10 protein-coding genes are annotated in these 13,553 nt (G+C 59.8%); 3 read left to right on the top strand and 7 right to left on the bottom strand.

Going from position 1 to position 13,553, the window contains the following annotated elements; all coding sequences use genetic code 11:
* Together D0544_RS04150 and D0544_RS04145 are read left to right on the top strand one after the other, a co-directional pair.
* Entirely contained in the window at positions 1–1,389 is a 1,389-nt protein-coding gene (locus tag D0544_RS04150) for an MATE family efflux transporter (protein WP_125014735.1), read from the top strand.
* A 135-nt stretch (positions 1,390–1,524) separates the two neighbouring features.
* Complete coding sequence (locus tag D0544_RS04145) at positions 1,525–2,073, top strand: hypothetical protein (protein WP_125014734.1); 549 nt, start codon at positions 1,525–1,527, stop codon at positions 2,071–2,073.
* A gap of 21 nt (positions 2,074–2,094) precedes the next feature.
* Here the strand turns inward: D0544_RS04145 and D0544_RS04140 are convergent, their stop codons facing one another.
* The 5 genes from D0544_RS04140 to D0544_RS04120 all read right to left on the bottom strand — a co-directional run bounded on the left by D0544_RS04140 (position 2,095) and on the right by D0544_RS04120 (position 9,760).
* Entirely contained in the window at positions 2,095–3,051 is a 957-nt protein-coding gene (locus tag D0544_RS04140; protein WP_164880830.1) for an AEC family transporter, read from the bottom strand.
* 365 nt (positions 3,052–3,416) lie between these two features.
* The gene (putP, locus tag D0544_RS04135; protein ID WP_207905755.1) at positions 3,417–4,934 is read right to left on the bottom strand and encodes a sodium/proline symporter PutP; all 1,518 of its coding nucleotides are present in this window, start codon (positions 4,932–4,934) and stop codon (positions 3,417–3,419) included.
* A 207-nt stretch (positions 4,935–5,141) separates the two neighbouring features.
* Positions 5,142–8,330, bottom strand: coding sequence for a bifunctional proline dehydrogenase/L-glutamate gamma-semialdehyde dehydrogenase PutA (gene putA / locus D0544_RS04130; protein WP_125014732.1), 3,189 nt, complete (start codon positions 8,328–8,330; stop codon positions 5,142–5,144).
* A 283-nt stretch (positions 8,331–8,613) separates the two neighbouring features.
* Complete coding sequence (locus D0544_RS04125; protein WP_125014731.1) at positions 8,614–9,372, bottom strand: helix-turn-helix domain-containing protein; 759 nt, start codon at positions 9,370–9,372, stop codon at positions 8,614–8,616.
* A gap of 127 nt (positions 9,373–9,499) precedes the next feature.
* Positions 9,500–9,760 (bottom strand): PilZ domain-containing protein, encoded by a 261-nt coding sequence (locus D0544_RS04120; protein WP_125014730.1) that lies wholly within the window; start codon positions 9,758–9,760, stop codon positions 9,500–9,502.
* A 124-nt stretch (positions 9,761–9,884) separates the two neighbouring features.
* Between D0544_RS04120 and D0544_RS04115 the strand changes: the two genes are divergently transcribed.
* A complete protein-coding gene (locus D0544_RS04115; protein WP_125014729.1) occupies positions 9,885–11,918 on the top strand; it encodes a sensor histidine kinase in 2,034 nt (677 codons plus the stop codon).
* 17 nt (positions 11,919–11,935) lie between these two features.
* Here D0544_RS04115 and D0544_RS04110 read toward each other — a convergent pair whose 3' ends face one another.
* Together D0544_RS04110 and D0544_RS04105 are read right to left on the bottom strand one after the other, a co-directional pair.
* Positions 11,936–12,421: a GAF domain-containing protein gene (locus tag D0544_RS04110; protein ID WP_125014728.1), complete on the bottom strand. Its 486-nt coding sequence runs from the start codon at positions 12,419–12,421 to the stop codon at positions 11,936–11,938.
* Complete coding sequence (locus tag D0544_RS04105; RefSeq protein ID WP_164880828.1) at positions 12,405–13,496, bottom strand: radical SAM protein; 1,092 nt, start codon at positions 13,494–13,496, stop codon at positions 12,405–12,407. The genes D0544_RS04110 and D0544_RS04105 overlap by 17 nt, the downstream gene beginning before the upstream one ends.
* Positions 13,497–13,553 lie beyond the last annotated feature (57 nt).

Below are 13,553 nucleotides of genomic sequence, written 5' to 3'. Positions count from 1 at the left end.
ATGCGCCATCCCGCCCTCATGGCCGAGGTTCGCAGTATGCTGGCCCTCGCCACCCCTCTTTCCCTGATTTTCCTGGGGCAGGTCGCCATCGGCGCGATCGACACCATCATGATCGGGCGCTTGGGTTATGAGGTGCTGGCAGGCACCGCCCTCTCCCTCAACATCTACCTGCTGCTCTCAATGATCGCCATCGGCCTGATCGTTGCCGCTACTCCCCTGCTGGCTCGGGCCGCGAGTGCCAATGAGGTTGACCAGCTGCGTCACTGCATGCACCACAGCTGGCTGTTAGCGGGGGGGGTGAGCGCGGCCCTCAGCCTGGCCCTGGGCTGGGTTGGCCCACTGCTACTGCTACTGGGCCAGCAACCCGCTCTGGTGGCCACCGGGGTTGAGTACATGGAGGTGATGCGCTGGAGCCTGATCCCCGCCATGCTGATGATCGCCACCCGCAACCTCTTCTCCTCACTGCAGAGCCCGCTACCCGCGCTGGTGGTGATGGGGGTGGCCGTACTGCTCAATATCCTCCTCAACTACCTGCTGATCTTCGGTTACTGGGGTTTTCCGGCCATGGGAGTACGTGGCGCCGCCACCGCCAGCATCCTGGTCAACCTTTTTATGGTGATCAGCCTGACCCTTATCATTGCCATCCGACCGACATTCCGCCGCTACCAGTTGTTTAGCCGGGGCTTCGACTTTGATCCCGCGCTCCTCATTCGCCTGTTACGCATCGGGGGTCCCATCAGCCTTGCCTTCCTGCTGGAGGAGGGACTCTTCTCGGTCACCATTTTGCTAATGGGCTTCTTCGACAGTGCCTCGGTGGCCGCCCACCAGATCGCGATACAGGTCGGCACAGTGACCTACATGTTTATCCTCGGCATCGGTAATGCCGCCACGGTACGGGTAGGCAGCGCCATGGGGCAGCGTAACCCGCTCGCTGTGGCCCGCAGTGGCTGGATCGCCATCGCCCTTGGCGCATCCGTCATGCTATTGCTGGCGCTATTTATCTGGAGTTTCCCACAACTGATCATTGCCCTTTTCCTGGACAGCCTGGACCCCGCCAATACCCGGGTTATCGAGCTCGCCAGCGGCTTTCTCGTGGTGCTCGCCATCTTTCAGGTGATGGACGGTATCCAGCTCACAGCAGTCGGCGCGTTGCATGGTTTTCCCGACACCCGAATTCCGATGCTGATGGGCGCCCTCAGTTTCTGGGGTGTCGGCGTCGGTCTGGCGGTCGTGCTGGGTTTTGTACTCGACTGGCGAGGAATCGGCATATGGATCGGCCTGGCCAGCGGGCTGGGGCTCATGGCCCTGTTGTCGAGCTGGCGCTTTTACCGTCTCTCGCACCACTGCGAGCGTTACTTTGAACGCGCACGCGAGTTGCCGGTGACCTAAACTTAATTATCTAAAAAACCCCATCTTTCCAGCTAATCGATCTAACAGAGGGCTGCACCCCCACGGCTTCTTTTTTATAATCAGCCCTCACTGGGTCGGGATATCCCGCCCTGCCCCCTGCCGGAGGATCGAGCCATGAAACGACTCTATTACCTCACCGACAGTATCGAGAGTGCGGAGCAGATCTCGGAAGACCTGCACGCCGAAGGCGTTTCGGACTGGCGTTTTCATATCATCAGCCGGGACACCGAGGGGCTGATGCACCATCAGCTGCGGGCGGCAACCCCGCTGCACAGCACCAACATTGTCCACAGTGGTGAGCGTGGTGCCATCATGGGGGGGCTGAGCGGTCTCCTGATCTCCCTGCTGATCATCGGCACCCAGCCGGTCGGAGAACAGATCTCCAGCACCGCCGTCATTCTCATTACCGCGCTCTGTATCATCAGTGGTGGCTGGGTCGGGGCACTGAGCGGACGTCACCAGCAGAACTACAAGACGGCCCGCTTTCAGCGAGCAATTGATGCCGGTCAGTACCTGCTGATTGTGGACACCCGCAGCCACGAAGAGCTTGCAGTCCGCACGATCATGCAGCGCTACCACCCCGATGTGCCGCTGGCTGGAATCGACTCCCCCCTGACCAACCCCTTCGCCAGCGAATCAGAGCCAATACCACCGCCCCGCTAACCCTTTAGGCCGGCAGGCGGGTCAAGCCAGCTGCAGTAAGCGGAGCAGGAAGATACCCACGCTGATACTGAGTAGCGAGCCCAGCGTGGTGATCAGGATAATACTGGCCGCCAGTTCTGAGTCGCCCCCCATCGCCCGGCTCATCACAAAGCTGACGGCGGCGGTGGGGCTGGCAAACATCAGGAACATGATCCCCAGCGCTTCGCCCCTGAACCCTAGCGCAAGCGCCCCCAGAGTGAGGAGCAAAGGCACCATCACCAACTTAAGAATTGCCGTCCACAGGGAGAGCGACGACGCCTTACCCAGCGCCTTCAGGCTCAGGGTACCGCCGATCCCCAGCAGGGCCAACGGCAGCGTCATGGCGGAAAAGTAGCTCCCGGTCTTGAGCAGTACGGCGGGCAACTCCACCTTGATGTGAGCCAACACCACCGCGAGGGCGATAGAAAGGATCAGCGGGTTGCGTACAATACCCAGCCCGATGCCGCGCCAGTCGATACGCTCCCCCCGCCGGTTGGCGGCCATCAGGGCAAACACCGAGAGCACGTTATAAAGCGGGGTCAGGGTGGCCATCAACAACGACGCCATGGCCAGTCCAGGTTCACCGTACATATTGGCCGACAGCGCGAGTCCGGTAATGCCAAGATTGCTGCGAAAGGAGCCCTGTACAAACACACCGCGCTGATCCCCCCGGGCCACCATCGCGCCCGACAGAAACCAAAGCGAGAAAAACACCAGCAGGGTCGCCAGCACCGAGTAGAGCAATTGGCGAGGATCAAAGACCTGGGAAAGATCCAGCTTGATGATGCTGATGAACAGCAGCGCCGGCAAGGTGACGTTGAACACCAGGCGAGAGGAGATCTCGATGAAGTTTTCGTTGATAAAACCGATGCGGCGCAAAAAGGCGCCGAGAAACACGATCACAAAGATCGGAACCGTAATTTCAACGGTAAACAGCAGCGTATCCAGATAGAGGTCCACAACGAGCTCCAGGCGTGACCAGGGGCAACATTGTAGCTTTTCTCGCTTGATAAGAGCCATCAGCGCTAAGCCGTTAACCCTGTTAGACGGCTTTTTTATGATGGCTAGCCATCGGCAGGAAACGGGCTACCGTTAGGTTGTTACCCGCTAATTGCTGGAGTCGGCCATGACCCTCAAAGAACTGGATGCCCTTGAGCATCGAATTGGTGATATCGCACTCTGGGTTGTTTTAGCCCTGGCCGCCCTGATGGCCCTGGCAGCCCTGACCGGCTAGTCCACCTGAAGCAAGCCCCCAGATGGTTGGTCCACCTGGGGGCCTTATGCTTTTGATGTTTGCGTGTCGCGTCTCAGCGATGGGCGCTTGCTTAGGCCGATTCCCGGCCCGCTACCTCGTCGTTATCCAGTTCCGACTCCATGCGCTCGAACTCGGCAACAATATCCGCTTCCGGCGCCGGGCTCAGCAGGGTCGCCACCACAATCGCGATGGTGCTGAACAGGATACCGGGCACGATCTCGTAGATATCAAACAAGCCTCCGCTCAACTGCTTCCATACCACGATGGTCACGCCACCCACGATGATGCCCGCCAGTGCGCCGTTGCGATTCATCCGCTTCCAGTACAAGGCCAGCAGCAGGGCCGGGCCAAAGGAGGCGCCAAAGCCCGCCCACGCGTAGGAGACAAGCCCCAGCACCGAGCTGTCGGGGGTCAGGGCCAGGGCCAGGGCCACAAAGGAGATGGCAATCACGGCATAACGGCCCACCTTCACCACCTGCTCCGGGGTTGCGTCGCGCTTGACCAGCGCCTTGTAGAAGTCCTCCGCCAGTGCCGACGAGGAGACCAGCAGCTGGGAGTCAGCGGTACTCATCACCGCCGCCAGGATGGCCGCCAGCAGGATACCGGCGATCACCGGGTGAAAGAGGGCGTTCACCAGCACCATGAAGATCTTCTCGGAATCACCCAGCTCACCGCCCATGTTGGCAGTGACGTAGAGCAGGCCGACAAAGCCGACCAACAGCGCACCCAGCTGGCTCAGGCCGGACCAGGTCACCGCAATACGGCGGGCGGCGGGAATGTCACGGTTGCTGCGAATCGCGGCAAAACGGGCCAGGATGTGCGGCTGGCCAAAATAGCCCAGACCCCAGGCCAGCAGGGATACGATGGCGATCCAGGAGAGCGCCTCCCCCTTGCTGTCGGTGAACATATCGAGCAGCTGTGGATTGATCGCTTCCATGTCGGTAAACACGCTGCCAAAGCTGCCATCGAGGGCAACGATCGGCACAATCAGTAGCGCCGCCGCCATCAGCAGCCCCTGCACCAGATCGGTCCAGGAGACGGCCAGGAAACCACCGAACAGGGTGTAGGAGATCACGCAAAGAGCGCCGATCACCACCGCCCAGGTGTAATCCAGGCCGAACACGGTTTCGAACAGCTTGCCGCCCGCCACCAGGCCGGAGCTGGTGTAGAAGAGGAAAAACAGCAGGATAAAGAACGCTGAGATCACCTGCAGCAAGCGACTGTTATCGCGGAAGCGGTTGGCAAAAAACTCAGGCAGGGTCAGGGAGTCGTTGGAGATGATGGTATAGACCCGCAGGCGCCTGGCCATCAGTACCCAGTTGCCCCAGAACCCCAGCAACAGACCTCCGGCCAGCCAGAACGCCTCGAATCCTGCCGACATGGCATACCCGGGCAAACCCAACAGCAACCAGCCGCTCATATCGGAAGCGCCGGCCGAGAGGGCCGCCGGCCATGGCCCCAGTGAGCGCCCCCCCAGAAAGTAGTCGGATGAGTTACTGGTACGCTGATAGGCCACATAGCCGATCGCTAGCATCAATATCAGGTAGGCGATAAAGGTCATGGTAATGACCAGCGAATGTTCAATCATGGAGTGGTTCTCCCGTTATCTCGTTTTAGTGGGTCGGTTGTTATTCTGTTCACCACGTCCCTGCAGTGACCCTCCCCTGACGTCCCTTTTCCATTGGTCGTTGAACGCCCCGCTGGCCGCACCAAAGGGTTAAGGGGAGGCACGCCGCGCCTAGGGAGAGTTGCTCCTCGGGGCGCGGCGCCAAGGCCGGCCAAACCGGCCAGGGGATCAGACCACCTCACTCTCCAGGGAGAGCAGGGTCGCGTTGCCCCCCACGGCGGTGGTATTGATCGTCCGGGTCCGTTCCGTGGCAAAACGGAACAGGTAACGTGGGCCACCCGCCTTGGGGCCGGTGCCGGACAGCCCCTGCCCACCAAAGGGCTGCACGCCGACGGCGGCGCCGATCTGGTTACGGTTGATGTAGACGTTGCCCACCCGTACCCGGCTGTCGATATACTGGGCCGTGGTTTCGTTACGGGTATGCACCCCCAGCGTCAGCCCGTATCCGGAGCCGTTGATCTCCTCAATCACCCGATCAAGCTCGCTGGCCTTGTAGGTGACCAGGTGCAGAACCGGGCCAAAGTTTTCCTTGGTCAGGCGGTTCATGGAGTCGATCTGGAAAGCGATCGGGGCCACGAAGTAGCCGCGCTCAGCCACCTCGGGTGCCAGCGGTGCCTCGGCAATCAACTGTCCCTGCTCACGCATGGCAGCGATGTGTTCCTGCAGCATCGACTGGGCACGGGCATCGATCACCGGGCCGATGTCGGTGGCGTGCAGGGAGGGATCGCCCAGGCTCAACTCCGCCATGGCTCCGGTAAGCAGCTCCTTGATACGCGGCGCTATATCCTCCTGCACATAGAGCACACGCAACGCCGAGCAGCGCTGGCCGGCACTCTTGAAGGCGGACTCGATCGCGTCCTTGACCACCTGCTCGGGCAGCGCGGTGCTATCGACAATCATCGCGTTCTGGCCGCCGGTCTCGGCGATCAACGGGGCTATGGCTCCGTCGCGATTAGCCAGCGCACGGTTGATACGGCGCGCGGTGTCGGTAGATCCGGTAAAGGCGACGCCGGCGATGCGTTCATCGGCAGTGATGGCGTTGCCCACCACCGCTCCTTCACCGGCCACCAACTGGATCGCCGCAGCCGGCACCCCGGCTTCAATCAGCAGCTCCACTGCCCGTGAAGCAATCAGACTGGTCTGCTCCGCCGGCTTGGCCACCACGCTGTTACCGGCCACCAGGGCAGCAACCACCTGGCCGATAAAGATCGCCAGCGGGAAGTTCCAGGGGCTGATGCAGGCAAATACCCCGCGCCCCTCCAGAAACAGCTCATTGGACTCACCGGTGGGCCCCGGCATCAGCATCGGCTCGCCAAACTGCTGGCGGGCCTGCTGGGCGTAATAACGGCAGAAATCAACCGCCTCGCGGATCTCATCGACGCTGTCCTCGATGATCTTGCCCGCTTCCAGGTGGCAGAGGGCGATCAGCTCGGCCCGATGAGTCTCCATCAGGTCCGCCATCCGCTCGAGGCACAGGGCGCGATCCTTGACCGGCGTCCGGTTCCACGCTTCGAAGGCCTCGGCGGCGGCGTCGATCGCACGGGTAACATCCTCGGCACTGGCCCACTGCACCTGTCCCACCAGGCGCTGGCGATCATAGGGGCAATAAACCGCCTGCAGCGGACCCGATGCCTCCACCGCACCGTTGAAGATGGTGCCCCCTTTCCACTGTTTTTCGAACATCGCGTTAATCTGCTCCTTTAACGGTTGCCACTGACTGGCAATTTCGATATTGACCCCGGCCGAATTGCGGCGCTCCTCTCCGAACAGCTCCGGAGGCAGGGGAATGCGGTCATTGTTGAGGCTTCGATAAGCCTTGAGTTGCTCGGCCGGATGCTGCACCAAACTGGCTACCGGGGTATTGGCATCCACTAGGCGGTGTACAAAGGAGGAGTTGGCCCCGTTCTCCAACAACCGGCGCACCAGGTAGGGCAGCAGATCCTTATGCTCCCCCACCGGAGCGTAGATGCGGACATTGTGACCGCTGTCGCTCACCACAACGTTGTATAGGGCGTCCCCCATGCCATGGAGGCGCTGGAATTCGAAACGATCACTGGTCGCCAGGTTGCGAACACAGGCCACCGTGTGGGCGTTGTGGGTCGCAAACTGGGGGTAGATCACGCCGCGCGCCGCCTCGCTGAAGAGGAAGCGGGCACAGGCCAGGTAGGAGAGATCCGTTGCCTCCTTGCGAGTAAACACGGGGTAGGCTTCGATCCCGTGCTGTTGGCACAACTTGATTTCGCTGTCCCAGTAGGCCCCCTTCACCAGGCGCAGCGGGATGAGGTCACCCTGTTCGCGGGCGATGGCCGCCAGCCAGGCCAATACCGGCAGGGCGCGCTTGGAGTAAGCCTGCACCACCAGGCCAAAATTGCCCCACCCCTTGATCTCGTCACTGCGATAGAGCTTTTCAAACAGCTCCAGCGACAACTCCAGCCGATCCATCTCCTCGGCGTCGATGGTAATGCCAACGTTCAGTGCCCGCGCTTCGGTCGCCAGCTTCAACACACTGCGGTAGAGCTCCTCCAGCACTCGCTGCTTCTTACCCTCTTCGTAGCGGGGGTGGAGGGCCGACAGTTTGATCGACACCGACGGCAGGGGGATTCCCGCCTCACCCACAGAAGCCTTGCTGTTTTGCTGGCCCACACGCGCAATCGCCTTGAGATAATCGTTCAGGTATTTGTCGGCATCGCGGGCGGTCAAGGCGGCCTCACCAAGCATATCGAAGGAGTAGGTGTAGCCCTTCTCCATCTTCTTGCGGGCGTTGCTGAGGGCTTCATCGATACCGCGGCCCAACACAAAGTGCTTGCCCATGATCTTCATCGCCTGGTTCATCGCCTTGCGGATCACCGGCTCCCCAACCCGGTTAACCAGCCGGTTTATGATATTGGCCGGCGAACCATCGATACGGCTGTCCATGGTAATCACCTTCCCGGTCAGCATCAGCCCCCAGGTAGAGGCGTTTACCAGCAGCGAGTCACTGTTGCTGAGATGGTTATTCCAGTCCGCTACGGAGAGCTTATCCCTGATCAGGGCATCGGCGGTGTCCGCATCGGGCACCCGCATCAATGCCTCCGCCAGGCACATCAGAAGAATGCCCTCCTGGGTGTCGAGGCTGTACTCCAGCAACAGCGCATCGATCATATGGATCGCTTCGTCGTTATCGCGCACCTTCTCGATCAGGCGCGAGGCTTCACGGGTGATGGACTCCAGCTCTGGCTGCTCCGGGGTCGCCAGCAGCAAGAGCTCATTCAGCAACTCCACCTCATCAACACAATAGTTGGGTGAGATGGCGTCCTTCAGTGAAGCGGCGTCACGCTGGATGAACTCGGGCGATAGGATATCGGTCGCTTTAAACATGATCAGATCCTGGCAAGGAGTAACGGGGCCGACGCAGGTCGCCCCCCATTTGCAGTTGATGGAACCCGGTCGCTGACTGGCAGACTCATCGGGTGTTCTTCGGGTATCCGATTACGGTAGCCAGTGGGCGGGATCCACGTCTTACAAAAAACCACTACCGCTTTTCGAAAAACGCGCATTGAATACAGTCTGGGCGACGGTTAGTGGTTTTCTGTTATACGAAAGTATAAGAGACCCGACGATTTGAAGGGGCAGGCGCCGAGAACGGGTGCGAAGGGAAGCCTCAGGATCGGCGAAGCTGGCCGGGGGTGACACCCTGGTGGCGCTGGAGGGCGCAGGTCAGGGCACTCTGGCTGGAAAAACCGCAATGGTCGGCAATCTCGCTGATCGACAGAGTGCTATCGGTCAGCAGCTCGCGGGCTTTCTGCAGGCGCCGGGTGATCACGTACTGGTGGGGCGTTATGCCATACCCCTCCTTGAAAACACGCTGGAACTGGCTTGGACTGAGGTGAACACGCTTGGCCAGCGCAAAGACGCTGATCGACTCCCCAAGGTGGGCGTCGATAAACTGGTCAAGGCGCTCGCGGTCGAGTTGACGGCCACGGGGGCTGGGCGGGGACGACTGGGACTGGCCCAGGCGGTGGGAGAGACCGTGGATAAAGGTGGCCGCCACATGGGCGGCCAACCCCTGGTCATGGGGGAATTGCTGGATTTCCTGAATGCCCAGTGAGAGCAGCTGCTGCAGGCGAGGATCCATGGTGAAGTAACCGGGGCGCTCAAACAGTCGTTCAACCACCCGGTCAGGCAGCAGGTCGTTTCCCCCAAAAGGCAGATTCAGTACCAGAACCCGGTTGTCGGGGTCTCCGCAGTAATAATGGGGGTGATCAGAGGGAACCACACAGCCCTGCCAACGATCCAGGCGGTGACCCAGCCCGTCGACCTCGAAGTCGGCGCAACCGGACACCCCCACGATCATCTGGTGGAAGTGGTGGTGGTGGCGATGACTCTGCACTGGCAGGTTGATCAGGCCCGCATCGATCATTTATTAGGCAGCCAAGAGGGTAAAAAAGGCAGGTTATCGGCTCTCACCCAGCGACGCAATAGATATTTGTAACCGGCTGGAGCCTCCAAAGGGTGTTGGCGTCGCAGGGCGGCAGGCAGGCCAGGGGCTAGTCGATGTGCTTCAAGCCGACGCCGGCAGACTCGATACGCACCACTTCCATGGTCTTGACCGGTGCTTCGATCGGCAGCCCCTGCACCTGGACATTGACGACGGCCCCCACCTCGGGGACCTCCTGTCCATTGATCAGCAGAAACAGGCCCCCATCGGACAGATCCCGCGTATGTAAAATTCTCTCAGGTGTCCCTTCCCCCCAGACCCTGATTAGCAGATCCATATCGGTTCGTAGATATCGTCTTTTTTCGCTCATAGTTCTTATAATGCCATGCAGATAGCAGCATTTATAAAGCAAGCAGTTTATTTTGCAACTGTTGCGGCATTTTACTCCGGAGACCCGCTAGCCAAGCCTGACGCTTTGGTCCATTCTGAAGGCTATGAAAGTCAAGACACAGTATCTGCTGATCTCCCTCATCACTGCAGCCCTGGTCGGTTATGTAGCGGTCAGTTTTTTTGCTGCGCAGGGAAGCCAGACCGTCAAGCTTACCAATATTTTTGATTCCTACGTTGACCTTGCTGACACGCTGACTGACTATCGTACCGAGTTGATTGATCAACACCTTGCCCTGTTCGCAAACCTGAGCAGGGAGACAGACCGGGCACAACGTGAGACCCTTTTACGCGTTGGAATTGGTGAGGCCGAAAGGATCGTTGAACGCATTAGCCACCTCAGGAAACGCTTCCATTTCAGCGATTCCGAACTGGTCAGGCTGGATCGCACAGGTGAGACGCTGAACCAGTACCTAACCAGCCTCAGCAGTGCAGCCCACCCCCTCTCTGAGAGCAGTATCACTGGCTCGCAACTGCTGCACTTGAGCGAAGCCAACACCCACTTCCAGTCGGCCACCGCCCAACTCAGCGCTCTGCTGCGCGACCGCCAGCAACAGGGGCTCGACCAGCTAGTGGCTATCCAGAAGCAGACCGATAGCAGGCTGTTTGACCTTGGCCTGCTGCTGTTGGCCACGATCGTTTTCATTCTATTAGGCAGCTGGTTGATATCACGCCAGATGGGGAAAAGCATCGGTCGCCTGGTAGCCGTGCTTGCAGAGCTGTCCCATGGAAATACCGATATCAGGGTGCCCACCACCCAGGCTGATAATGAGTTTTCGGAAATATTCAAGGCCGTGCAAGCCTTCAGGGAAACCCTGATTAACTACCATGACTCGCAGCTGGAACTCGACACCCGCAGCCGTGAGCTCGAGCGCCTGCTATCCACCATCCCCGGCATGGCCTACCGCTGCGAAAAAAACCAGCAGCGTAACCTGCTGATGGCCAGTGCAGGTTGCCTGGACCTCACCGGGTACAGCCCCCAACAGCTCAACAACAGCCAGGAGGTCAGCTTCGGTGAGATCATCCACCCCGACGACCGCTCGCGGGTTCTGGACCAGATCGAAGATGCCACCAATAACCAGCGTGCCTACCAGCTCACCTACCGCCTCATCACCCAGGACCAGCAAACGCGCTGGGTACTGGAACGCGGTATGGAGGTATACGATGATCAAACCGCTGAGGGTACGCTTGAGGGGTTGGTCATCGATATCACTGAGCGCAAACAGGCCGAAGAGGAGGTTCAGCGACTCAACAACCAGCTTGAGCAGAGAGTACATGAGCGAACCCAGGATCTGCAGCAGACCGTACAGCACCTGACCGAGCTGCAAAGCCAGCTGATCGAGTCGGAGAAGCAGGCGTCCCTCGGCAGCCTTGTAGCGGGGGTCGCCCATGAAATCAACACGCCGATCGGTATCTGTGTCACCGCGGCCTCGCACCTGGAGCTTATCACTGCTGGGTTGTTGGCGAAGGTGGAGTCCCAGGACCTCAAGCGCAGCGAACTGGTGCAGTTTATGAAAACCCTGAATGAGGGGCTGCAACTAATCCAGAACAATATTCGCACCACCTCAGACCTGATTAACAGTTTCAAATTAATGGCTGTCGACCGTGACAACGAGGAGATGAGGGATTTCTACCTCCACGAATACCTCAACGAACTGCTCAAAGGCCTGGCTCCCCGACTGCAAGCCAAGGGGCACCGGGTCGACCTTAACTGCCCCGACAACCTGATGCTGCATAGCTACCCCGGAGCTTTTTACCAGATCATCACCAACCTGGTAGAAAACTCCATCGCGCATGGTTTTGCCCACATTCCCAACGGCCAGATCAGTATCGAGGTAGAGTGCAGCGATAACCTGCTGCGCCTGGTCTATACCGATAACGGAATCGGCGTTAACGACGAGGTACGCAAGCGGATTTTCGAGCCCTTCTTTAGTGCCAGTGCCAAGCGCAGCAAGGGGCTGGGGCTGAATATCGTTTACAACAGTGTGACCCAGATCCTGCAGGGCCATATTCATTGCTCCAGCGAGCCGGGTCACGGGATCTGTTTTGAGATTGAGGCGCCTGCCCGCCTCAACCATTAAAGCGGGCCAACTGCCGGCTAACGGCGCAGGAAACCATAGTCGCTCGCTTGTAGCAGGTTGAGCAACGGCTGTAGCCCCCCCAGGTCACCGGCATCGAAGCGCCCCCGCTCGGGGCTATCGAGATCCAGCACCCCGACCAGCCCCTGCTCATCGTAGAAAGGGATGACCAACTCACTGTTACTGGCCGCATCGCAGGCAATATGCCCCGGAAACTGGTGAACATCCAGGACGATCTGGGGCTCGCCGGTTAAGGCGGCGGTACCGCAAACCCCCTTGCCCATGTCGATGCGAATGCAGGCCGGTCGCCCCTGGAAGGGGCCCAGTACCAGCTGCTGATCCTGTGCCAAATAAAACCCGGCCCAGTTGAGCCGGTCCATCTCCATAAACAGCAGGCTGGAAAGGTTTGCCATATTGGCTATGGCATCGGTTTCATCGCCCACCAACGCCTCAGCCTGCAGCAGCAGGCGCTTATAAAATGATGATTGCTCAACTGTAGTAGCCATAATCCTCCATCCTGTAATCGGTGACTTGTGCGTTACTGTAATGGGTAAGCTGTCGCTTGAAACTGGCTTGTTCTGCGGCTAGCCAGTCGCTCAACGGACGGGGGGAAGCCTGCCCGGTATCCAGGTTTTGCAGGGGCGACAGGTAGACCAGGTCCTGGCGCCCAAGCGGCAAGGCAGTAATCCAGCGCAACGTGTTTTCCAGATGACGGTCGCTAAGCTGCTCGCCGCCGGCACCGACCAGAATGCAGATACCCAAAGGGATGCCTGCCTGGCTCGCCACCGTCAAAGCCTCCGTCAGGCGCTCTGTGTCGTCCCCTTTGCCGAGTTCCCTGCGCAGCCCCCCGTCTCCCGTCTCCACCCCGACCACCAGTCGTTTCAGGCCGGCTTGTTGTAACTCCCGCCACTGGTTGGCTGAGCGGCTCGGTGAAAAATCCGGGTCCCAGAAACTGGCAACGCCCCTTGGGAGTTGACCGAACAGCTGACGGGTATGCTCCAGCACCCCTAGCAGGCGCCGCTGGGAGAGAGCCAGCGCGTTGGCCGAGCCCAAAAACACACCGTTACGCTGCCTGACCCCCTCCCCCAGCCAGCCCTTGATAGCGAGCAGTTGTTGTTGGAACGCCTCCTCGGACAACAGGGCAAAGGGGCGATCACGGTAGAAAGCGCAAAAATGACAGCGCCGATTGGGGCATCCGGTTGCCGGCTGTACCACCAGGTCACGATAGCGATCCGGTGGCAGAATAGGCACATCCTCTGGATAGATCTGCTGGTAACGCTCGGCATCGGCCCGATAGTCGGCGTGGATGGCACGCTCCAGGGGTTCCCTCAGGGCATCGTCGGGGAGGCTCTCCAACAGCCGCTGGCAATGTTCCCGAACCCGGGCCAGCAGCCGCTCAACTTCATCGTCCGCCAGCCGACGACGTCCTGTATCCACCTGGAACCAGTGGCCATTGAGGGTACGCCGATAAAACTGTGGTCCCTGCCGCAAGCTGCAGCAGAGTCCGCGGTCGCTGAGGCGCAGGGCGTGTTCACCAAGAGAGACCTTGACCCCATCCGCCAGGCTGCGCCACTGAACCATCTGAGCCCTGCTCACCATCCCACCTTCTCACCCTTTGTAAAGCCGTGATAAGCTTGA

Source organism: Aestuariirhabdus litorea, from assembly GCF_003864255.1.
Classification (GTDB): domain Bacteria; phylum Pseudomonadota; class Gammaproteobacteria; order Pseudomonadales; family Aestuariirhabdaceae; genus Aestuariirhabdus; species Aestuariirhabdus litorea.
Note: the sequence above shows the minus strand (reverse complement) of the source record. Positions and strands in the feature narration are given on the sequence as shown.